This is a genomic window from Billgrantia campisalis (genome assembly GCF_022341425.1).
Lineage (GTDB): Bacteria > Pseudomonadota > Gammaproteobacteria > Pseudomonadales > Halomonadaceae > Halomonas > Halomonas campisalis.
Genome location: NZ_JABFUC010000005.1, coordinates 186,784 through 206,417, shown reverse-complemented (window position 1 = coordinate 206,417; position 19,634 = coordinate 186,784). Strand labels below are relative to the sequence as shown.

Below are 19,634 nucleotides of genomic sequence, written 5' to 3'. Positions count from 1 at the left end.
GCAAGCGCCAGGGCGAATTTGCTAGAATGCCCGCCTCTGTCCTTATGCGAGCCTGAACCATGCGAGTCCTCGGCATCGAAACCTCCTGCGACGAGACCGGCGTCGCCCTCTACGACACCGAGCGCGGCCTGATGGCCGACGCCCTCTACAGCCAGGTGGCCATGCACGCCGAGTTCGGCGGGGTGGTCCCCGAGCTGGCGTCGCGGGACCACACCCGCCGGCTGCTGCCACTGATCGAGCAGGTGCTCGAGGAGGCTCGCCTGAGCCGCGGCGAGCTCGACGCCATCGCCTATACCGCCGGCCCCGGCCTGGTCGGTGCGCTGATGGTGGGTGCCGCCACCGCCCACGGCATGGCGCGGGCGCTGGGCATTCCGGTGCTCGGCGTACACCACATGGAGGGGCACCTGCTGGCCCCCATGCTCGAAGACGAACCACCGGCCTTCCCCTTCGTGGCGCTGCTGGTCTCCGGCGGCCATACCCAGCTGGTGGAGGTGAAGGGGCTGGGTCGCTACCGACTGCTGGGCGAGTCGGTGGACGATGCCGCCGGCGAGGCCTTCGACAAGGCGGCCAAGATGCTGGGGCTGGACTATCCCGGCGGCCCCCAGGTGGCCCGGCTCGCCGAGCGGGGCGACCCCGGACGCTTTCGCTTTCCGCGCCCGATGACCGACCGCCCGGGGCTCGACTTCAGCTTCTCGGGGCTCAAGACCCACACCCTGACCGCCATCCGCCAGCTCGAGGCCGCCGCCGAACTGGACGACCCGGCGCGCGCCGACGTGGCCCGCGCCTTCGAGGAGGCGGTGGTGGATACGCTGGTGATCAAGTGCCGCCGCGCCCTGGACCAGACCGGCCTGAAGCGGCTGGTGGTGGCCGGCGGCGTGAGTGCCAACCTGCGGCTGCGCGAGCGGCTGGAGCACGAGTGCGCCAAGCGCAGCGCCCGGGCCTACTATCCCCGCGGCCGCTTCTGCACCGACAACGGAGCGATGATTGCGTATGTGGGGGCACAGCGCCTGCTGGCCGGTGAGCGTGACGAGATCGGCGTGATGAAGGCCGTGCCGCGCTGGCCGATGGATAGCCTGGAAGCACCGGCTTCAGGTCAGGCTTGAGGCGGAGGCAGGGTAACGAAGCGAAGCGATATCTACCCGGGAACGCTGGCAACAAGCGCCGCCGCGCACGTCAATCGACAGGGATGTCGAGTGAGGGGCACCCGTGAGGGATTATGTTGTGCCCCGACGTGCAAGCGGCAAGCGAAGTGACAGGGTTTCGTTCCCGGGATCGCGAGTCTCGTTCCCCTGCCTGAAGCTCAGCCACCGCAGCGCTACAGCCCCGGCTCGTCGCCGCGGCGCAGCCGGCGGATATTGAACAGGTGGCGCACCAGCACCAGGGCCGTGAAGGCCGTCACGACTGCCACATGGTCCGGCGCCAGCCACAGGCTGGCCAGCGGCGCCACCCCGGCGCTGGCCAGGGAGGCCACCGCGGCGGTGCGCACTCGCCAGGCCAGCAGGGCCCACAGCGCGGCGCACGCCAGCGCCACCCCCGGGGTCAGCACCAGCATCACGCCGAAGGCACTGGCCACCGCCTTGCCGCCACGCAAGCGGTGCCAGAGCGGGAAGCTGTGGCCGAGCAGAACCGCCAGCCCCACCAGACCCTGGGCCCAGGGCGGCAGACCCAGCCACAGGGCCAACCACAGCACCGGCATGCCCTTGACCGCATCCACCAGCAGGGTGGCCAGCGCCAGCCGGCGGCCATGCAGGCGCAGCACATTGGAAAAGCCCGGGTTGCCGGAGCCGGCGCGGCGCGGATCGCCCACGCCGGCCAGCCGGCACACGCTCAGCGCGCCCAGCCAGGAACCGCTGAGATAGCCCAGCGCCATCAGCGGCATCAGCCACTCGACCGCAGTCACCCGCTACTCGCCCCCCGTGCATGCCTATCGCCGACACCCGCTGGCCAAATGCCCCACCGGTGCCGTGCGGCCGCTGTCATCCCCCGACCGGCTCACGTACAATCGGGCGCCTGCAGTTGTGGATGCCGCGCATCCGCCACCACTAGCCGGTCGGGGGAGCCCGCAATGGACCTTGTACTGATCGAGTCGCTCGGCGTGGACACCGTGATCGGCGTCTATGCCTGGGAGCGTACCATCTCCCAGCGCCTGCTGCTCGACCTGGAGCTGGCCACCGACATTCGCCCCGCCGCCGCCGAGGACGACATCGCCCAGACCCTCGACTACGCCGCCGTCTGCGAGCGCATCAACCGCTTTGCCGCCGACCACGATGTGGCCCTGGTGGAGACCTTCGCCGAACGGCTGGCCGCCACCCTGCGCGAGGAGTTCGGCATCGCCTGGCTGCGCCTGACCGTACGCAAGCCGGGTGCCGTACCCGCCGCCGCTGCGGTGGGCGTGCGCATCGAGCGCGGCACGCCCCCCGGGAGCCCCTGATGGCACTCGTCAGCGTCAGCATCGGCAGCAACATCGACCGTGAGCGGCATATTCGCCGCTGCCTGGACGCCCTGCACGCCGAATTCGGCACGCTCAGGGTTTCACGGGTCTTAGAGAGCGAGCCCGTCGGCTTCGAGGATGGCCGCAACTTCTACAACCTGGTGGTGCTGTTCGAGTCCCGCTGGACGGTGGGCGAGCTGCAGGCCTGGTGCAAGCGCCTGGAACTGGCCAACGGCCGCCGCCCGGATAGCCCCAAGTTCAGCCCCCGTACCCTGGATATCGACCTGCTCACGGTGGGCGGGCTGACCGGCGTGCATGACGGCGTGCCTCTGCCCCGCGACGAAATCACGCAGCACGCCTTCGTGCTGCAGCCACTGGCCGAGCTGCTGCCGGACACCCCGCATCCGCTCAGCGGCAGGGTCTACGGCGACCTCTGGGCCGATCTCCGGGCCGATTTCGACGCCACCGGCCAGCGCCTATGGCCGGTGGATTTTGTCTGGCAAGGCCGCACAATGGGGTAGACTCTCGGCTGGCCCGCTGAATCAACAAGGAGAAGACATGACAGCCAAATTTCGTCTGGTGACGCGCAGCGACTTCGACGGCCTGGTCTGTGGTGCCCTGCTCAAGCACCTGGACATGATCGACGACATCCTCTTCGTCCACCCCAAGGACATGCAGGACGGCAAGGTCGCCATCGGCGAACAGGACATCACCACCAACCTTCCCTATGTGCCCGGCTGCCACCTCGCCTTCGACCACCACCTCAGCGAGACGCTGCGCAACGAGCAGCGGGCCGACAACCATATCATCGACCCCGACGCCCCCTCCGCCGCCCGCGTGCTGTGGCGCCACTACGGCGGCCACGACGCCTTCCCGGCGCGCTGGGACGACATGATGGAGGCGGTCGACAAGGGCGATGCCGCCCAGTTCACCAAGGACGAGATCCTCGACCCCCAGGGCTGGGTGCTGCTCAACTTCATCATGGATGCGCGGACCGGGCTCGGCCGCTTCCGCGACTTCCGCATCTCCAACTACCAGCTGATGATGAAGCTGATCGACTACTGTCGGGAGCACAGCATCGAGGAGATCCTCGATCTGCCCGATGTCCGCGAGCGGGTCGAACTCTATCAGGAACACTATGACAAGGCGCGGGAACAGATCCGCCGCTGCGCCACGGTCCACGGCAACCTGGTGGTGCTCGATCTGCGCGACGAGGAGACGATCTTCGCCACCAACCGTTTCGTGATCTATGCGCTCTACCCGGCGTGCAATATCTCCCTTCACGTGCTGTGGGGCCTGAAGAAGCAGAACACCGTCTTCGCCATCGGCAAGTCGATCCTCGACCGCTCCAGCCGCACCAATGTCGGCGAGCTGTGCCTGGCCTACGGCGGCGGCGGCCACCGCAACGCCGGCACCTGCCAGATCGCCAACGACCAGGCGGAAGAGCGGCTCAAGGAGATCATCGCCCGGATCAACGCCGACGGCTGAGCGTTCACTCCGGCTCGGCGAGTGCCGCGGCCAGCTCGGCCCGGCGCCGCCGGGTCAGCTCCTCCCCCAGGGCGCGGCCGTGAAACCCTTCGGCAAGCAGCGCCTTGGGCTCTAGCGCCGCCGCGGCCCGCCAGCCGCGCGCCGCGGCCGGGGCCAGCCCCGGCGCCTCCAGCGCCAGCAGCGCCAGCAGTGCCGACATCCGCTCACTGCGCCGCCAGGCGTCGACGCCATCCAGCCAGGCCTGCACGGCGTCGACCCCGGGTGCCGGGTGCTGCCACAGCCGCCGGGTCAGCGCCGCCTGGCGCCCCAGGTCGGCATAGGCCCGCGGCAGCCGCAGCCGCTCGGCGATGGCCGCCCGCTCCGCCTCGTCGAGGTGTTCCACCAGCCGCGCCCAGCGCCAGCGCCGGCGCTGCCCCTCGGGCAGCGCCGCCGGCAGTCGCTCGAGCCGCGCCAGCGCCGCCGCCAGGGCTTCGTCGTCGCCCGCCAGCTCGGGCAGCAGCGCGGCCAGGGCGCCGCACTCCGCCAGGGTGCGGAAGTAGACCGCCGGGCAGGGCTCCCCCAGCGCCTTCTCGGTCTCGGTCCACACCCGCTCGGCCACCAGATAGGCGAGCTCGCCGCTGTCGGCCAGCTCGCCCATCAGCGTCCGGGTCTCCTCGGCGATCACGAAGCCCAGCTCAGCGTAGCGGGCCAGGAAGCGCGCGGTGCGCAGCACCCGCAGCGGGTCCTCGACGAAGGCCGGCGAGACATGGCGCAGGCGACGCGCCTGAAGGTCAGCCAGGCCGCCATAGGGATCGATCAGCTCACCCTCGGGGGTCTCGGCCATGGCGTTGATGGTCAGGTCGCGGCGGGCCAGGTCCTCCTCCAGGGTCACCTCGGGGCTGGCGTGGACCGCGAAGCCGGTGTAGCCGTGGCCGGACTTGCGCTCGGTGCGCGCCAGGGCATACTCCTCGTGGGTCACCGGGTGCAGGAACACCGGGAAGTCGCGCCCTACCGGCTTGAAGCCGCGCCGGCGCATCGCCTCGGGCGTGGTACCCACCACCACCCAGTCGGTGTCCTTGACCGGCCAGCCGAGACGGGCGTCGCGCACCGCCCCGCCCACCCGGTAGACCTCGAGCCCGTCGACACAGGGGTCTTGACGATCATCCATGGCGGCCTCAGCGGTGCAGACGGCTGGGCACGCTGACGCGCTCGCCGCTGTCGAGGTTGAGGGCGGTCAGGCTGCCGCCCCAGACGCAGCCGGTATCCAGCGCCTCGGCGCGCACCCGGGCGCCGGGCAGCCCGCCCTGCAGCGCCGCCCAGTGGCCGAACAGCAGCCGGGCCGCGTCGTCGCGGGGGTACTGGAACCAGGGCGCGAAGCCCTCGGGTGCACTGTCGAGCCCCTCCTTGGCGGTGAAGTCGAGGCAGCCATCGGCATCGATGAAGCGCATGCGGGTCAGCGCGTTGACGATGGCCCGCAGCCGCTCGATGCCGTCCAGGTCGTCGCGCCAGCAGGCCGGTCGGTTGCCGTACATCCGCTCGAGAAAGGCGCCGCTGTTCTCGCTGGCGAGCCTCGCCGCCACCTCGCCGGCCAGCGCCTCGGCCTGGCCCACCGACCACTGGGGCAGCAGGCCGGCATGGGTCATCACGGTGTCCCGGTCGCTCTCGCCCCCCTGGCGCGCCAGCAGCGGTCGCGACTGCAGCCAGTCGAGCAGCGCCTCGCGGTCGGGCGCAGTGAGGATGGCGTCCAGGGTGTCCTTGCGGTTGAGGTCCGCCCCGCCGCGGGCCACCGCCAGCAGGTGCAGGTCGTGGTTGCCGAGCACCGTCAGTGCCGCCTCGCCCAGCGCGCGCACCTCGCGCAGGCAGGCCAGCGATCCCGGGCCGCGATTGACCAGGTCGCCGGCCAGCCAGAGCCGGTCGCGGCGCGGGTCGAAGTCGAGTCGTTCGAGCAGTTCGACGAATTCAGCGTGGCAACCCTGGAGGTCGCCGATGGCGTAGGTGGTCATGGCCACTCCCTGTGTCGATGCGCGCCAGACGCTCCGCGTCAGTGTACCTGGTTGGGGCCGGCCAGCCGGAACGGCGCCACGGCCACCTCGAAGGGGCGCTGGCTGGCGGTATCCACGCAGGTGTAGCCCCCTTCCATCACGCCCACCGGCCCGTCGAGAATCGCCCGGCTGGTGTAGCGGAAGGTCTGGCCGGGACCGATCATCGGCTGCTGCCCCACCACCCCCTTGCCGCGCACCTCCTGCACCTTGCCGCTGCCCTGGGTGATCTTCCAGTGGCGGGCCAGCAGCTGCACGCTGCGCGGCGAGTGGTTGTGGATGGTCACCGTATAGCTGAACACATAGCGGGACTCGTCGGCGCTGGACTCCTCCTCGCGGAAGGCCGGCTCCACGTCGACGCGAATCTCATCGGTCGGGGACTGCGGTGTCTGGGTCATGGGGTCGCCTCCATCGCGGCCAGGTGGTTGGCGATACGTACGAACTCCTCCACCGTCAGGGTCTGGGGACGGCGCGAGGGATCGATCCCCAGCGTTTCGAGCGCATCTCCCTCGACCAGCCCCTTGAGGTTGTTGCGCAGCGTCTTGCGCCGCTGGCCGAAGGCCTGACGCACCAGGCGAAACAGCAGCGCCTCGTCGTCGGCCGGATGCGGCGGCTCGCCGTGGGGGGTCAGCCGCACGATGGCGGAGTCGACCTTGGGCCGCGGCACGAAGGCTTCCGGCGGCACCACGAACAGCGCATCGACGCGGCAGCGGTACTGGGCCATCACCGACAGCCGCCCCCAGTCGGCGCCGCCGGGGGCCGCCGCCAGGCGGTCGACCACCTCCTTTTGCAGCATGAAGTGCATGTCGGCGATGGCGTCGCCCGCTTCGAGCAGATGGGCGATCAGCGGCGTGGAGATATTGTAGGGCAGGTTGCCCACCACGCGCAGCGGCTCACCCTCGCCGCGCAGGGCGCGAAAATCGAACTTGAGCGCATCGCCCTCGTGGATCACGAAATCGGGGTGGTTGAAGAACTGCACCCGCAGCCCCGGTATCAGGTCGCGGTCCAGCTCGATCACCTCGAGGCGGCCGCCGGCGGCCTCCAGCAGCGGCTCGGTGAGCGCGCCCTGGCCGGGGCCGATCTCCACCAGGCGCTCGCCGGGGCGGGGTGCGATGGCGCGCACGATGCGCGAGATGATGCCGGGGTCGCGCAGGAAGTTCTGGCCGAAGCGCTTACGGGCCCGGTGAACCGGGGGGCGAGCTGCCATTCAGGGGTGTCCTTCTATCGCTGGGGTCATCTGTACCACCGGCTCTGGGCTGCCCCGGGGGCAGACCTGCGAGGAGGCGCTGTGAATACGTCCCTGTACGCTACCGATTCCTTCCTTGGAATCGGACCTCCTCTTCGGTCTGCCCCCGGCGCCCTTTACGGTGTTGTCATTGCCTTTAAGTCGCCACGGCTTGTCATCTCGGCGGCCAGGGCCACGGCCACGGCCAGGCTGCCGGGGTCGGCGCGGCCGCTGCCGGCCAGGTCCAGGGCGGTGCCGTGATCCACCGAAGTGCGCGGAAACGGCAGGCCCAGGGTGATATTGGCGGCGCGGCCGAAGCCGGCGTACTTGAGCACCGGCAGCCCCTGGTCGTGGTACATCGCCAGCACCGCGTCGACACCGGCCAGGTGGCGCGGAGTGAACAGGGTATCCGCCGGCAGCGGTCCGTCAAGGTCGAGGCCCTCGCCACGCAGCGCGTCAAGGCAGGGCGCGATGACCTCCAGCTCCTCGCGCCCCAGGTGCCCGCCTTCGCCGGCGTGGGGGTTGAGCCCGCAGACGGCGATCCGCGGCCGCTCGACGGCGAACCAGCGCCGCAGGTCGCCATGCAGGATACGCAGGGTGCGCGCCAGCCTAGGCGCGCGGATGGCGTCGGCCACGTCGCGCAGCGGCAGGTGGGTGGTGGCCAGCGCCACCCGCAGCGCCCCGCCACCCCGCCAGGTCGGCTCGGCGGCGTGCAGGGCGCGGTCGGTGGCCAGCATCATCACCACCTCGTCGATGCCGCAGGCGTCGCGCAGGTACTCGGTATGCCCGGTAAAGCCGACATGGCCGGCGTCGAGGATCACCCCCTTGTGCAGCGGCGCGGTGATCATGCCGGCGGCGTGGCCGGCGCGACAGGCGCCCACCGCCACGTCGAGGGTCTCCAGCACGTAGTCGGCATTGGCGGTGGCCAGCACGCCGGGGCGGCTCGGCTCGCGCAGCGCCACCGGCCACACCGGCAGCACCCCGGCCCGGGCCGCGGGCACCGGCTCGCCGGGGGCCAATTCGGGCAGCGATAGCGACAGCCCCAGCATGGCGGCGCGCTCGGCCAGCAGTGCCGGGTCGCCCACCGCCACCGGCCGCGCCGCCGACGGCGCGGTGGCGGCCAGCCGCAGCGCCAGTTCGGGGCCGACCCCGGCGGGCTCGCCGGTGGTCAGGGCCAGCACTGGTCCATGGGCAGCGTCGGCCATCAGCGCGCGGCGGAGAGGCGGTTGTCGATGAAGGCCTCGGCGCGGATCTCCTGGATCCATGCCTCCAGGGCCTCGTTGCCCTTGCGCTGGAACAGCGCCTGGCGCGCCTGGTCACGGCTCACGGCGCCACCCTGCTGTTCGATGAAGCGCTCGACCTCACGCTCGCTGATGTTGATACGGCTGCCCACCTGGCGCTGCTGCAGCTCGCGCATCAGCATCTCGCGGCGGATCTCTTCGCGCACGGAGGCCAGGGTCAGGCCGTCGGCCTCCAGGGCATCGGCGAACTGGTCGAGGCTCATGCCGTTGTCCTCGGCGATGGCGCGCATCTGGCGGTTGAGCTGGGTGTCATCCACGGCGAGCCCCGCCTCGGCCGCCTTCTGCAGCTGGATCTCCTCGACGATCAGGCGCTCGAGCACCTGCTCGCGCAGCACCGACTCCGGCGGCAGGTTCTGTAACTGCTCTCCGGTCAGTTGGCTGCGCGCCTGCTCCACGCGATCGCTGAGCTGGCTCTCCATGATCGCCTGCTGGTTGACCACCGCCACGATGCGATCCAGCGACTGGCGCTCCAGCGGCTGGAAGCTCTGCGCCTGGGCGCTCAACGACAGTGCCCCCAGGCACAGGGCCAGCGCCAGGGTGGCGCCCAGGGTGGCGATTCGCGGAGTGCGCATGTCGTTCTTTCCTCTCATGATGTCTCTCGTTTGCCGACCACGCGGGTCGTTCAGAAGGCCGTGGCGCGGTAGCCCGGCACGGCCCGTTCGAAGTAGTCGCCGGCGTCGCCGCCCACGCCGCCCAGTCCCTTCAGCACGAAGCGCAGGAAGAGGCCGCGGTCGGTGGTGTCGTCGTCGACCCGGGCAGTATCGTTGTCGTCGATCCACTCGCGCCAGACCAGCTGCAAACCATAGCAGCAGTCGTTCCACTGCACACCCGCCAGCTGCTCGAGGAAGCGGTCGTTGGTGTGGTCGTAGAGGGCGCGGCCGATCACGTCGACCCGCGGCGAGGCCTTCCAGGCGAACGACAGGTCGTACTCCTCGCGGTTGAAGTCGCGAAATTCGTCGTCACCGGGCTCTGCCGACGGGTCGAAGCCTTGGAGTTCCCAGCGGTAGCCCAGGTTCAATACGTGGCCGGCGCGGGCGCGATACTGCAGGTCCAGCGAGGCGCGCTCGGTCTGCTCGAAGTTATCGTCATAGAACCACTGCCAGCGGGTACGCCAGCGCTCGGAGACCCGCCAGTCGGCGCGGGCGACCAGCGGCGAGCGGTCCCGGGTGGCGTTGTAGTAGCGCTGGAAGTCGCCGCCCTGCTCGGGCGGGGTGGGCAGCGCATCCGGGTCCCCGTCCATGTCGATATGGCGGTCGTCGAAGTAGAACGCCTGCCCCACGCCGACCGCCAGGCGCTCGCGACCGCGCTCATCCTCCAGCAGCCGCGAGTCGAGGCCGAGTGACAGGCGATTCAGATCGCCGACCCGGTCGGCGCCGGAGAAGCGATACGGCGACCACAGCTGCGCCCAGGAGAAGGCGCGTTCGCTGGTGTCGAAATCGGGAAACTCCGCCTGGTCCCGGGCCGGCACGTAGGCGTAGTTGAGGCGCGGCTCCAGGGTCTGGCGATAGTCGCGCCCGCCAAGCGCCAGCTCGCGCTCGAAGACCAGCCCACCATCGAGGCTGCTCACCGGCAGTGCCCGGGAGAGCGAGGTGTCGCGAGCGGTGTCACGCTCGCCGTAGTCCAGGTCGTAGGCGGTGTAGAGCCACTCCACCCGCGGCTCCAGGTGCCCCCAGCGCTCCTCGAAGCGCCAGCCGGTGGCCGGCGACAGATGCAGGCGCGTCCCCAGGGCCGCCTCGCGGTCGCGGGGAATCGCTGTCTCGTCCACGTCGCGCCAGAAGTAGGTCAGGTTGGAGCGCCACTCCTGGTAGAGGCCGCCCGGCTGCGACCAGCGCGCGTCGGCGGAGAGGCTGGGCAGACGATAGAAGGGCTTGTCGCGGTCGCGCAGTGGGTCGTCGAGGCGCTGGAAGCCCTGGGCGCGGGCATCCAGCCGCCAGACCTCGCCGTGGTAATTGAGCTGGGCCAGGCGCGGCATGCTCGACGGGCTGTCGCCGAAGGCGCTGCCGAAGTCGTCGAAGTAGCGGCCGTCGCTGGCCGCCCCGTAGCGCAGCGCGTAGCGGGTGCGGGGGTCGAAGCGGCCCGCGTGCCGGTAGTCGAGGTACCAGCGCTCCTCCCCTTCGAAGCGCCGCGAGGGTGCCTCGGGGTCGTCGCTGGAGCCGCCACCGTCGCGGGCCAGGTAGGCGCCCTCGATCTGCCCGGCATCGGTGGGGAAGAGGTAGCGATACTCACCGCCCAGCAGCAGGCCGCGGTCGCTGATCCAGCGCGGCGTGATGGTCGCATCCTGATGGGGGGCGATGTTCCAGTAGAACGGCTGGGCGTAATCCAGGGCGCCGCTGGAGACGCCGAGCTCCGGCCACAGGAAGCCGGTATGGCGGCGGTCGTCGATGGGAAAGCGCACCCAGGGCCAGTAGAAGACCGGCACCCGCCCCAGCTCGAGCCGCGCATGACGGGCGGTACCGAAGCCGCTCTCGCGGTCGAGTACCACGTCGCCACCCACCAGCCGCCACTGCTCGTGGCCCGGATCGCAGGTGGTGAAATTGGCCGAGGTCAGGCGAAAACGCCCATCCTCCAGGCGCGCCAGCTGCAGCGCCTCGCCGTGCAGGTGGCGGTCGTGGATCACGTAGTGGGCGGACTCGATGCGCGCGGCGTCGCTGACCAGCGAGACCTCGGCGGCCTGCCCGCGCACCAGCAGCCCCTGGTCGCGCAGCGCCAGGGGGCCCTCGGCGAAGGCGCTCTGCCGGGCGGCCGGCACGCTGACGCGCGGCGACTCCAGCTGGCTGTCGCCGCGGCGCAGAATCACCTCGCCGCCGAGAATCGTCTCGCCGTCTTCGCCGTAGAAGGCGGTGTCGGATTCGCTTTGCACCTGGCGCGGGTCGTCGGCGGCCGGCAGGCGATAGTCGGGCATGACATAGACGCCGCGGCACAGCGCGTCCGCCGGGCGCTCGTCCCCCCAGGGGCGCCAGTCGAGGCGCTCGGCCGGCATCGGCTCGAGCGCCGCGGCCTGCAGCGCGCCGGCGCCCAGGCCCGGGGGGATCAGGCCGGAGGTGATCAGACCGGCGAGGGCCATCCCTGAAAGTCGCTTGCCCATGGTGCTCGCTGTCCTCGGCGAAGAGAGTCGGTATTATACAGATCGCATCGCCAGTCGTATGCGCCGCGGCCGCCGAGCCAGCATGCGACGGCGCCCCACGGGCGTCAACCGCCGGTGCCCGACACTCGCAAGGAGCCCGCATGACCGAGGCCGATATCCCGACACGACTCAGCCAGCTGCGCCGCTGGGCGGCCGATCAACACGGCCTCGATGCCCACGCCCTGGAGCTGCGGCTGGCCGCCGGCGACGCCAGCTTTCGCCGCTACTATCGGCTGCGCCTACCCGACGGGGCCACGCGCATGCTGATGGATGCCCCACCCGAACAGGAGGACAGCCGCCCTTTCGTGGCCATCGCCGGCCGCTGGCGAGCCGGCGGCCTGCCGGTGCCGGCGCTGCACGCGGTGGACCTCGAGGCGGGCTTTCTCGAGCTCGACGACCTCGGCGACACGCCCCTGCAGCGCTGCTTTCACGGCGACGACCACCCCGCCACCCTGGCTTGGCACGACCGCGCCATCGACCTGCTCCACGCGCTGCAGAACCGCGCCTCGCCGGACGCCCTGCCGCCCTATGACGCCGCGCTGCTGGGCCGCGAGCTGGACCTCTTCCCCGACTGGTGCCTGGGCGAGTGGCTCGGCATCGCCGCGCCGCCCGGCTGGGAGGCGCTGCGCGAGGCGCTGATCGCCTCGGCGCTGGCCCAGCCGGTGGTCACCGTGCACCGTGACTTCGACGCCATGAACCTGATGGTCCGGGACGACGCCCTCTACCTGATCGACTTCCAGGACGCCGTGGCCGGCCCGCTCAGCTACGACCTGATCTCGCTCATCCGTGGCCGCTACTGCCGCTTCACCGCCCCGCGCTTCGCGGCCTGGGTGGAGGCCTTCCGGCAGCGCGCCGTGGCGGAGGGTCGTCTGTCCTCGGGCACCGACCTGGCCACCTTCCTGACCCAGGCCCAGGCCATGGCCGCCCAGCGCGCGCTGAAGGTCCTGGGCATCTTCTGCCGCCTCACCCTGCGCGATGACCGCGAGGGCTACCTGGCCCGGCTGCCGCACTTCCTCGGCCACCTCGAGGAGAGCTTGGCGGCGCTGCCCGAGCACCGCGACGTCCACGACTGGCTGCGCGACCACTTCCACCCCGCCCTCGAGGCGAAGCTGGCGGCCCAGGGCATCGCCGGCGGGAGCCTGGCATGAAGGCGATGATCCTGGCCGCGGGCCTGGGCACCCGCATGCGCCCGCTCACCGACCACTGCCCCAAGCCGCTGCTGCCGGTGGCGGGCAAACCGCTGATCGTCCACCACCTCGAACGGCTGCGCGAGGCGGGCATTCGCGAGGCGGTGATCAACGTCAGCTACCGGGCCGAGCAGATCATGGCGGCGCTGGGCGACGGCGCGGCCTTCGGCATGCGCCTCGCCTGGAGCCGCGAGGCAACACCGCTGGAAACCGGCGGCGGCATCCGCCAGGCGCTGCCGCTGCTCGGCACCGCCCCCTTTGTGCTGATCAACGGCGATATCTGGTGCGATCACGACCCGGCCGAGCTGCCGCCGCTGGGCAACGACCTGGCGCACCTGGTGCTGGTCGACAACCCGGGCCATCACCCGGAGGGCGACTTCCATCTGGACGGGCGCGGACGGGTACAGGCCGAAGGCGAGCCGCGGCTGACCTTCGCCGGGATCAGCCTGATGCGACCCGAGCTGGTGGCCGACCGGCCCCCCGGCGCCTTCGCCCTGGCGCCGCTGCTGCGCCATGCCATGGCGGCGGGTCGGGTGGGGGGACGCCACCACCGCGGCGACTGGGTCGATGTGGGCACGCCCGAGCGGCTCGCCGAGCTCGACCGCCGCCTGCGAGGCTGAACCGAAGGCTGTTAGCAGGTAGCAGGATCGCTCGAGGCCGTTCCGGCGACAGGCCTTCGAGGGGGCGCTGTGAACCCCTCCCTGGGCGCTACCTCGGCCATCCCTGGTCCTCGGACCCCCTCTGCGACCTGTCCCCGGTGCCTCTCGCTATGGGCAGCTGCGATACCCCTGTATGCTGCCCCCTTTCCCCGACAATCGAAAAGGAGCCCTGCCATGAAAGCCAGCGTGAAATGGACCGACGGTCGTCAATTCGTTGCCGAAAGCGGTAGCGGCCACAGCGTGGTCATCGACGGCCCCCCCGACCACGGCGGCCGCAATACCGGACCGCGCCCCATGGAAATGCTGCTGATGGGGCTCGGCGCCTGCGCCTCCTTCGACGTGATGGAGATCCTCGAGAAGGCCCGCGCCTCGGTGACCGACTGCGTGGCCCAGGTGGAGGCCGAGCGGGCCGATGCGGTGCCCGCGGTGTTCACCAAGATCCATGTCCACTTCATTGTGGCCGGCCACGGCCTCAAGGAGAATCAGGTCAAGCGGGCGGTGGCGCTGTCCGCCGAGAAATACTGCAGCGCCTCGATCATGCTGGCCCAGGGCGGCGTCGAGATGACGCACTCCTATACCATCGTGGAGGAGTAAACGCTGCTCTGAAGGCTGACCCAGCGGCTATTCTGGCGACAGGTCTACAAGGGGGCGCTGTGAACCCCTCCCTGGGCGCTACCGATGCCATCCCTGGCATAGGACCCCCTTTTCGACCTGTCCCCAGTGCCGCTTCCACTGAGTCCCGCCTGACCACACTGCCTTAGATGCGATAGACACTCTTGGTCATCACCTTGGACATCAGCGACATGCCGAACTTGACCGGGGCAGGGAAGCGGCTGCCCCCGGCTTCCAGCGCCAGCTGGGCATGGTGCGCCTCGTCGATGGCCATCTGGCGCAGCACCGCGCGGGAGCGGTGATCGGCGGCGGGCAGCCTGACCAGGTGATCCTCCAGGTGGCGCCCGACCTGCTCCTCGGTGGCGGCTACGAAGCCCAGGCTGACCCGGTCGCCCACCGCCCCGGCTACCGCACCCAGCCCGAAGGAGGCGGCATAGAAGAACGGATTGAGCAGGCTAGTGCGCCCCTCGAGCTCCTGCAGGCGGTCGTCGCACCAGGCTAGATGGTCGATCTCCTCCTGGGCCGCCTGCTCCATCTGGCCACGCACCTCGGGCAGCTTGGCGGTCAGCCCCTGGCCCTGGTAGAGCGCCTGGGCGCAGACCTCGCCGGTGTGGTTGATGCGCATCAGCCCCTCGGCATGACGCCGCTCTTCCGGGGTCATGGGGTCATCGCGAATGTCCGGGGTCACGGGCGACGGCCGGGAGGAGCGGGCCGCATGGGGCACCAGGGTGCGCAGTACGGTATCGAACTGATGGATCAGCGAATCGGCGCGGCTCAGCTTGCGGTTCATGGCACCCCTTATTCCAGGTCAGGTTGGTTCCAGGTCGGGTTTTCCAGGACGGGTCAGGTGTCGAGCCGTCATTCTAACCGAGCCGGGCACCGGCCAGAAGTTCCCGCCCGACCACACGGCGGCGCCACCCGCAGGGGTGGCGCCAAAGGGGTATGCACCTGATGCGTCGCACGCCTTGACGCGCGCGATTTTCACCGCAGGGCGCCAGCTAGCCAGCCGGCCAAGTAAAGCGTCGACCGCCCATCAGGTGCATATGAATATGATAGACCGTCTGACCGCCCTGGTCATTGCAGTTCATGACCACCCGGTAGCCATCTTCGGCGAAGCCACGCTCGCGGGCCAGCCGGGCGGCGACGTAGGGCAGCCGGCCGACCAGCGCCTGATCCGCCTCGGTGAGATCGTTGAGGGTGGCGATATGGCGCTTGGGGATGATCAGGATATGGGTCGGGGCCTGGGGGTTGAGGTCGTTGAAGGCCAGCACCTCATCGTCCTCGTAGACGATATCGGCGGGTATCTCGCGGTTGACGATCTTGCAGAACAGGCAGTCCATCGGGCTTATGCTCCTCTTGTTAGTGAACCGACTTGTGTTGGGGAAGCGACGCCGCGACCGAGGGTGACTCAGCGAAAACGGCGCTGGGCCAGCAAATGGCGCACCAGTGGCGCCAGGATCAGCTCGATGGCCAGCGACATCCGCGACCCCGGCACCACCAGCGTATGGGGCCGACTCATGAAGGAGTCCTTGATCATCGCCAGCAGCCAGGGAAAGTCCACCGTGGCGGGGTCGCGAAAACGAATCACCACGAAGGACTCGGCGTCAGTGGGGATATCCTGCACCTCGAAGGGGTTGGAGGTATCCACCGTGGGCACCCGCTGGAAGTTGATATGGGTACGCGAGAACTGCGGCTGGATATAGCGCACATAGTCGTCCATGCGGCCGAGGATGGTGTCGATCACCGCCTCCTGGGAGTGGCCGCGCAGCTTGGTGTCACGGTCGATCTTCTGGATCCACTCCAGGTTCATGGTCGGCGCCACCCCCACCAGCAGATCCACGTGCCGGGCGATGTCGTAATCGGCGGTGACCAGGCCGCCGTGCAGCCCCTCGTAGAACAGCAGGTCGGTACCGCAGGGCAGCGCCTGCCACTCGGTGAAGGTGCCGATCCGGTAGCCGGCCTCGATCATCTGCTTGTCTTCGGCGTGGATGTAGTGGCGGTAGGTGCCGGTGCCGTACTCGCCGTACTCCTGGAACAGCGCCTCCAGTCGGTCGAGCAGGTTCGCCTCCACGGCGAAGTGGGAGAGCTCGTCCTTGCGCTCGGGCTCCTCGCGGAAGATACGCGCCAGTTCGTCGCGGGTGTAGCGGTGGAAGGCGTCGCCATCGACGAAGGCGGCGTGAACGTCCTCACGCAGAAACATCCGCTCGAAGGTCCGCTTCACCGTGGTGGTCCCCGCCCCGGACGAGCCGGTCACGGCGATGATCGGGTATTCGCGCGACATCAGGCGCTCTCCGCTCCGTCGATGGCCCGCTGCACGACGTCGGGAATCGCCACCGGGCGACCGATGGCGGGGTCGACCAGCACCACATTGAGCCGCGCGGTGGCCACCGGCTTGCCGCCCTCGGCATGACACACCCGATGATAGACGACCAGCGACTTGCCCTGGGGCGACGGGATGGCCGTCTCCACCACCAGCGCATCCGGCCAGCGGGCCTCGGACTGGTACTGCACGGCGAGGTCGGCCACCACGCTGGGAAAGCCGCCCATGTCCCATTCGCTGAGCCCGAGGGCGCCGAACGCCTGAATGCGCGCCTCGTGGAGCAGCGACACCAGGGTGTCATGCCCCAGGTGGCGGCCATAGTTCATGTCGGTGATGCGCATCGTCAGGGGGTGACGATGGATCACCGCCTGGGCGGGAAACTCGAGTCTGATGCGTTCCATCCTCGCTCCATATCGTTGTTCTTGATAACTCGCTCTTGGGGACCGGCTCTTGAGAGCTGGCGCTTGGCGGCTGGCACTTGAGAGCTGGCGCTGGGGCGCAACGGCGAGGCCGACCGACTCAGTCGGCCCGGCGCTCGCGGGCAATGGCGCGATGGGCGATATCGCGGCGGAACTGGGCCCCCTCCCAGGTAATGGCGTCCACCCCTTGGTAAGCCAAGTCGCGCGCCGCCGCGACGCCCTCACCCAGCGCCGTGACACACAGCACCCGCCCGCCGGCGGTGACGATCTCACCGTGCTCGTTCTGGGCGGTGCCGGCATGGAAGACCTTGCAGTCGCGTGACTCGGCGGCCTCGAGGCCGGTGATGACGTCGCCCTTACGGTAGCTGCCCGGGTAGCCGCCGGCGGCCATCACCACGCCTACCGCGGCGCGGGGGTCCCAGTCGCAGGTGTGGCCGGCCAGCTCGCCGCGTGCGCCGGCCAGGCACAGCTCGGCCAGGTCCGACTGCAGGCGCAGCATGATCGGCTGAGTCTCCGGATCACCGAAGCGGCAGTTGTATTCGATGACCCTGGGGTTGCCCTCGGCGTCGATCATCAGGCCGGCGTAGAGGAATCCGGAGTAGGGGTGGCCCTCCCGGGCCATGCCGCGCACCGTGGGCAGAATCACCCGCTCCATGATGCGCTCATGGACGCTCTCGGTGACCACCGGCGCCGGGGAGTAGGCGCCCATGCCGCCGGTGTTGGGGCCGGCATCGCCATCCAGGGCGCGCTTGTGGTCCTGGCTGGTGGCCATGGGCAGCACCGTCTCGCCGTCCACCATGACGATGAAGCTGGCCTCCTCGCCCTCGAGGAACTCCTCGATCACCACCCGCGCTCCGGCGTCGCCGAAGGCATTGGCCTCGAGCATGTCGCGCACCGCCGCCTCGGCCTCGGCCAGGGTCATGGCCACGATCACGCCCTTGCCCGCGGCCAGGCCGTCGGCCTTGATGACGATCGGCGCCCCCTGCTCGGCCAGGTACGCAAGCGCTGGCGCCACCTCGGTGAAGGTGCGATACGCCGCGGTGGGGATGGCGTGGCGGGCCAGGAAGTCCTTGGTGAAGGACTTGGAGCCCTCGAGCTGGGCCGCCCCGGCGGTGGGGCCGAAGATCGCCAGACCCGCCTCGCGGAAGCGATCGACCACGCCCTCGACCAGCGGGGCCTCCGGCCCCACGATGGTGAGATCGATGCGCTGCTCGCCGGCGAAGGCCACCAGGCCGTCGAGATCGTCGACGCCGATGGCGACATTCTCAAGGCCCGGCTCACGGGCGCTACCGGCATTACCGGGGGCCACGAAGACGCGCTCGACGCGCGGCGACTGGGCGACCTTCCAGGCCAGGGCATGTTCGCGGCCACCGCCGCCGATGATCAGAACCTTCATCCGCTGCTCTACCTATAAAACGACTGGAAACGGGCTTGATCGCCGCGCACCGGATGGGCGCAGGCGAAAAATGTCGCCGCATTATGTCAGAAAGCCGCCGTTATCGCCGCCCCGGTCACGACTTCTTGGAATCGTCATCGTCGTCGTTCTGGGGGCCACCCTGGCCGATGGTCTGCTGCCAGAAGCGCATGTTCTCCTCGGCCAGGTCGCGCATCACCTCCATGGGCGAATGGCGCAAGGCCTGCTGCCACTGGTCCTGCATGCGTTTCTGCTGCTCGAGCATCAGCTTGGTGCCCTGCTCCAGGTAGCGCGCCAGCGGCAGCGGCTGGGCCATGTCATAGACCCGAATGAACTCGGCCAACAGGTCGTTGGAGAAGACCTCCGCCTCGCCGTCGGCCTGCTCCTGCTCGATGATGATCGACAGCAGGATGGTCCGGGTCAGGTCCTCACCGGACTTGGCATCCTCGACCCGGAAGGGCTCCTGGTCGAGGATCAGGCGACGCAGATCCTCGAGGGTCACATAGCGGCTCTGTTGGGTATCATAGAGCCTGCGGTTGGCATATTTGCGTATGACGCGCACGGCGCACTCCTTGTTCATGGCAGGCAGCGTTGCCCTCATACTGACATTGTGCACTGCGCCACCGCCCTTGCAACTCGAACCGACTTCAACGAGGCCCGATGAACCTGATCCTGCTCGCCCCCGAGGATATCGAAGACCGCCGCCAGGCGCGGGTACGCGACCCACGTCGACTGCGCCACCTCAGGGAGGTCCACCGCGCGACGATCGGCGATCGCCTGACGCTGGGCATCCAGGGCGGCGGCATCGGCCGCGGCGAACTCGTGGCGCTTGACGACGAGGAAGCCTGCTTCACGCTGGACGCCATGGACCAGCCGCCGCCGCCGCCGCTGCCGGTTCACCTGGTGCTGGCCCTGCCGCGCCCACGGATGCTGGCCCGAAGCCTCGAACACGTCACCGCCCTGGGAGTGAAGCAGATTACCCTGCTGCACAGTCGCCGGGTTGAGAAGAGCTACTGGCAGTCCCCGGAGCTTGGCGAGCAGAAGATCCGCGACCACCTGGTGCTGGGGCTGGAGCAGTCCCGGGACACCGTGATGCCCGAGGTGAGCCTGGCCAGGGGCTTTCGCCCCTTCGTCGAGGAGCGGCTGCCGGGGCTGCTCGCCGAGCGACAGGGCCTGCTGGCGCACCCCGGCATGCCCAGCCCCTGCCCCCGCGGTATCGACCGGCCAACCCTGCTGATCGTCGGGCCGGAGGGGGGCTTCATCCCCCATGAGGTCGAGCGGCTGCTCGACGCCGGCTGCCAGGGCATCCACCTGGGCCCGCGCATCCTGCGGGTGGAGACTGCGGTGGTCGCCCTGCTCGCCCGACTCTTCTAGACGCCCCCCTTGCCCTCGAAAGCCGCGACGGTGACCGTGGAGCTCCGCCCGGGCTGCATGAG

General features: G+C 69.8%; 22 protein-coding genes. 8 read left to right on the top strand and 14 right to left on the bottom strand.

The annotated features are described in order from the left end of the window. The first annotated feature begins 59 nt into the window (after positions 1-59). The gene (gene tsaD, locus HOP52_RS08175; RefSeq protein WP_238976884.1) at positions 60-1,103 is read left to right on the top strand and encodes a tRNA (adenosine(37)-N6)-threonylcarbamoyltransferase complex transferase subunit TsaD; all 1,044 of its coding nucleotides are present in this window, start codon (positions 60-62) and stop codon (positions 1,101-1,103) included. A 212-nt stretch (positions 1,104-1,315) separates the two neighbouring features. On the opposite strand, the gene plsY is transcribed toward tsaD, so the two are convergent. Beyond that, positions 1,316-1,879 carry a glycerol-3-phosphate 1-O-acyltransferase PlsY gene (gene plsY, locus HOP52_RS08170; protein WP_238976943.1) on the bottom strand — a complete coding sequence of 188 codons (564 nt, stop codon included), beginning with the start codon at positions 1,877-1,879 and terminating at the stop codon, positions 1,316-1,318. A 186-nt stretch (positions 1,880-2,065) separates the two neighbouring features. Between plsY and folB the strand changes: the two genes are divergently transcribed. Genes folB through HOP52_RS08155 form a run of 3 tightly spaced genes read left to right on the top strand, consistent with a single transcriptional unit; the run spans position 2,066 to position 3,919 of the window. After that, positions 2,066-2,431, top strand: coding sequence for a dihydroneopterin aldolase (gene folB, locus HOP52_RS08165; protein ID WP_238976883.1), 366 nt, complete (start codon positions 2,066-2,068; stop codon positions 2,429-2,431). Beyond that, on the top strand, positions 2,431-2,952 hold the full coding sequence (folK, locus tag HOP52_RS08160; protein ID WP_238976882.1) for a 2-amino-4-hydroxy-6-hydroxymethyldihydropteridine diphosphokinase: 522 nt from the start codon (positions 2,431-2,433) through the stop codon (positions 2,950-2,952). The genes folB and folK overlap by 1 nt, the downstream gene beginning before the upstream one ends. Before the next feature lie 37 nt (positions 2,953-2,989). Beyond that, positions 2,990-3,919, top strand: a complete 930-nt coding sequence (locus tag HOP52_RS08155; RefSeq protein ID WP_238976881.1) for a DHH family phosphoesterase — start codon at positions 2,990-2,992, stop codon at positions 3,917-3,919. A gap of 4 nt (positions 3,920-3,923) precedes the next feature. On the opposite strand, the gene HOP52_RS08150 is transcribed toward HOP52_RS08155, so the two are convergent. The 7 genes from HOP52_RS08150 to HOP52_RS08120 form a co-directional block, all read right to left on the bottom strand. After that, the gene (locus HOP52_RS08150) at positions 3,924-5,066 is read right to left on the bottom strand and encodes a tRNA nucleotidyltransferase/poly(A) polymerase-related protein (protein ID WP_238976880.1); all 1,143 of its coding nucleotides are present in this window, start codon (positions 5,064-5,066) and stop codon (positions 3,924-3,926) included. Positions 5,067-5,073: 7 nt separating this feature from the next. Next, positions 5,074-5,901, bottom strand: coding sequence for a symmetrical bis(5'-nucleosyl)-tetraphosphatase (locus HOP52_RS08145; protein WP_238976879.1), 828 nt, complete (start codon positions 5,899-5,901; stop codon positions 5,074-5,076). Between the two features lie 38 nt (positions 5,902-5,939). Further along, the gene (apaG, locus tag HOP52_RS08140; RefSeq protein WP_238976878.1) at positions 5,940-6,335 is read right to left on the bottom strand and encodes a Co2+/Mg2+ efflux protein ApaG; all 396 of its coding nucleotides are present in this window, start codon (positions 6,333-6,335) and stop codon (positions 5,940-5,942) included. Beyond that, positions 6,332-7,144 (bottom strand): 16S rRNA (adenine(1518)-N(6)/adenine(1519)-N(6))-dimethyltransferase RsmA, encoded by an 813-nt coding sequence (rsmA, locus tag HOP52_RS08135; protein ID WP_238976877.1) that lies wholly within the window; start codon positions 7,142-7,144, stop codon positions 6,332-6,334. The genes apaG and rsmA overlap by 4 nt, the downstream gene beginning before the upstream one ends. 155 nt (positions 7,145-7,299) lie before the next feature. After that, the gene (pdxA, locus tag HOP52_RS08130) at positions 7,300-8,367 is read right to left on the bottom strand and encodes a 4-hydroxythreonine-4-phosphate dehydrogenase PdxA (RefSeq protein ID WP_238976876.1); all 1,068 of its coding nucleotides are present in this window, start codon (positions 8,365-8,367) and stop codon (positions 7,300-7,302) included. Then, on the bottom strand, positions 8,367-9,035 hold the full coding sequence (locus tag HOP52_RS08125; protein ID WP_238976875.1) for a SurA N-terminal domain-containing protein: 669 nt from the start codon (positions 9,033-9,035) through the stop codon (positions 8,367-8,369). The genes pdxA and HOP52_RS08125 overlap by 1 nt, the downstream gene beginning before the upstream one ends. Before the next feature lie 50 nt (positions 9,036-9,085). Next, complete coding sequence (locus tag HOP52_RS08120; protein WP_238976874.1) at positions 9,086-11,548, bottom strand: LPS-assembly protein LptD; 2,463 nt, start codon at positions 11,546-11,548, stop codon at positions 9,086-9,088. Between the two features lie 140 nt (positions 11,549-11,688). Between HOP52_RS08120 and HOP52_RS08115 the strand changes: the two genes are divergently transcribed. The 3 genes from HOP52_RS08115 to HOP52_RS08105 all read left to right on the top strand — a co-directional run bounded on the left by HOP52_RS08115 (position 11,689) and on the right by HOP52_RS08105 (position 14,027). Continuing rightward, a complete protein-coding gene (locus HOP52_RS08115; RefSeq protein ID WP_238976873.1) occupies positions 11,689-12,735 on the top strand; it encodes an aminoglycoside phosphotransferase family protein in 1,047 nt (348 codons plus the stop codon). Next, positions 12,732-13,394 carry an N-acetylmuramate alpha-1-phosphate uridylyltransferase MurU gene (gene murU / locus HOP52_RS08110; protein WP_238976872.1) on the top strand — a complete coding sequence of 221 codons (663 nt, stop codon included), beginning with the start codon at positions 12,732-12,734 and terminating at the stop codon, positions 13,392-13,394. Before HOP52_RS08115 ends, murU begins: the two co-directional genes overlap by 4 nt. A gap of 213 nt (positions 13,395-13,607) precedes the next feature. Beyond that, a complete protein-coding gene (locus tag HOP52_RS08105) occupies positions 13,608-14,027 on the top strand; it encodes an OsmC family protein (protein ID WP_238976871.1) in 420 nt (139 codons plus the stop codon). 163 nt (positions 14,028-14,190) lie between these two features. Here the strand turns inward: HOP52_RS08105 and coq7 are convergent, their stop codons facing one another. The 6 genes from coq7 to phaR form a co-directional block, all read right to left on the bottom strand. After that, positions 14,191-14,835, bottom strand: a complete 645-nt coding sequence (gene coq7, locus HOP52_RS08100; RefSeq protein WP_238976870.1) for a 2-polyprenyl-3-methyl-6-methoxy-1,4-benzoquinone monooxygenase — start codon at positions 14,833-14,835, stop codon at positions 14,191-14,193. Positions 14,836-15,043: 208 nt separating this feature from the next. After that, on the bottom strand, positions 15,044-15,385 hold the full coding sequence (locus tag HOP52_RS08095) for a histidine triad nucleotide-binding protein (RefSeq protein ID WP_238976869.1): 342 nt from the start codon (positions 15,383-15,385) through the stop codon (positions 15,044-15,046). A 68-nt stretch (positions 15,386-15,453) separates the two neighbouring features. Continuing rightward, complete coding sequence (locus HOP52_RS08090; RefSeq protein WP_238976868.1) at positions 15,454-16,326, bottom strand: phosphoribulokinase; 873 nt, start codon at positions 16,324-16,326, stop codon at positions 15,454-15,456. Further along, positions 16,326-16,766, bottom strand: coding sequence for an acyl-CoA thioesterase (locus HOP52_RS08085; protein WP_238976867.1), 441 nt, complete (start codon positions 16,764-16,766; stop codon positions 16,326-16,328). The genes HOP52_RS08090 and HOP52_RS08085 overlap by 1 nt, the downstream gene beginning before the upstream one ends. 118 nt (positions 16,767-16,884) lie before the next feature. Then, positions 16,885-18,180, bottom strand: coding sequence for a phosphoribosylamine--glycine ligase (gene purD / locus HOP52_RS08080; RefSeq protein WP_238976866.1), 1,296 nt, complete (start codon positions 18,178-18,180; stop codon positions 16,885-16,887). A gap of 115 nt (positions 18,181-18,295) precedes the next feature. Continuing rightward, on the bottom strand, positions 18,296-18,760 hold the full coding sequence (gene phaR, locus HOP52_RS08075) for a polyhydroxyalkanoate synthesis repressor PhaR (RefSeq protein ID WP_238976865.1): 465 nt from the start codon (positions 18,758-18,760) through the stop codon (positions 18,296-18,298). Between the two features lie 98 nt (positions 18,761-18,858). On the opposite strand from phaR, the gene HOP52_RS08070 reads away from it, so the two are divergent. Then, the gene (locus HOP52_RS08070; protein ID WP_238976864.1) at positions 18,859-19,572 is read left to right on the top strand and encodes a 16S rRNA (uracil(1498)-N(3))-methyltransferase; all 714 of its coding nucleotides are present in this window, start codon (positions 18,859-18,861) and stop codon (positions 19,570-19,572) included. Positions 19,573-19,634: the final 62 nt, after the last annotated feature.

Excerpts from the sequence above, each read along its gene's own strand:
- tsaD (WP_238976884.1), top strand. The coding sequence starts at position 60 with ATGCGAGTCCTCGGCATCGAAACCTCCTGCGACGAGACCGGCGTCGCC.
- plsY (WP_238976943.1), bottom strand. The coding sequence starts at position 1,879 with ATGCCGCTGATGGCGCTGGGCTATCTCAGCGGTTCCTGGCTGGGCGCG.
- folB (WP_238976883.1), top strand. The coding sequence starts at position 2,066 with ATGGACCTTGTACTGATCGAGTCGCTCGGCGTGGACACCGTGATCGGC.
- folK (WP_238976882.1), top strand. The coding sequence starts at position 2,431 with ATGGCACTCGTCAGCGTCAGCATCGGCAGCAACATCGACCGTGAGCGG.
- HOP52_RS08155 (WP_238976881.1), top strand. The coding sequence starts at position 2,990 with ATGACAGCCAAATTTCGTCTGGTGACGCGCAGCGACTTCGACGGCCTG.
- HOP52_RS08150 (WP_238976880.1), bottom strand. The coding sequence starts at position 5,066 with ATGGATGATCGTCAAGACCCCTGTGTCGACGGGCTCGAGGTCTACCGG.
- HOP52_RS08145 (WP_238976879.1), bottom strand. The coding sequence starts at position 5,901 with ATGACCACCTACGCCATCGGCGACCTCCAGGGTTGCCACGCTGAATTC.
- apaG (WP_238976878.1), bottom strand. The coding sequence starts at position 6,335 with ATGACCCAGACACCGCAGTCCCCGACCGATGAGATTCGCGTCGACGTG.
- rsmA (WP_238976877.1), bottom strand. The coding sequence starts at position 7,144 with ATGGCAGCTCGCCCCCCGGTTCACCGGGCCCGTAAGCGCTTCGGCCAG.
- pdxA (WP_238976876.1), bottom strand. The coding sequence starts at position 8,367 with ATGGCCGACGCTGCCCATGGACCAGTGCTGGCCCTGACCACCGGCGAG.
- HOP52_RS08125 (WP_238976875.1), bottom strand. The coding sequence starts at position 9,035 with ATGCGCACTCCGCGAATCGCCACCCTGGGCGCCACCCTGGCGCTGGCC.
- HOP52_RS08120 (WP_238976874.1), bottom strand. The coding sequence starts at position 11,548 with ATGGGCAAGCGACTTTCAGGGATGGCCCTCGCCGGTCTGATCACCTCC.
- HOP52_RS08115 (WP_238976873.1), top strand. The coding sequence starts at position 11,689 with ATGACCGAGGCCGATATCCCGACACGACTCAGCCAGCTGCGCCGCTGG.
- murU (WP_238976872.1), top strand. The coding sequence starts at position 12,732 with ATGAAGGCGATGATCCTGGCCGCGGGCCTGGGCACCCGCATGCGCCCG.
- HOP52_RS08105 (WP_238976871.1), top strand. The coding sequence starts at position 13,608 with ATGAAAGCCAGCGTGAAATGGACCGACGGTCGTCAATTCGTTGCCGAA.
- coq7 (WP_238976870.1), bottom strand. The coding sequence starts at position 14,835 with ATGAACCGCAAGCTGAGCCGCGCCGATTCGCTGATCCATCAGTTCGAT.
- HOP52_RS08095 (WP_238976869.1), bottom strand. The coding sequence starts at position 15,385 with ATGGACTGCCTGTTCTGCAAGATCGTCAACCGCGAGATACCCGCCGAT.
- HOP52_RS08090 (WP_238976868.1), bottom strand. The coding sequence starts at position 16,326 with ATGTCGCGCGAATACCCGATCATCGCCGTGACCGGCTCGTCCGGGGCG.
- HOP52_RS08085 (WP_238976867.1), bottom strand. The coding sequence starts at position 16,766 with ATGGAACGCATCAGACTCGAGTTTCCCGCCCAGGCGGTGATCCATCGT.
- purD (WP_238976866.1), bottom strand. The coding sequence starts at position 18,180 with ATGAAGGTTCTGATCATCGGCGGCGGTGGCCGCGAACATGCCCTGGCC.
- HOP52_RS08070 (WP_238976864.1), top strand. The coding sequence starts at position 18,859 with ATGAACCTGATCCTGCTCGCCCCCGAGGATATCGAAGACCGCCGCCAG.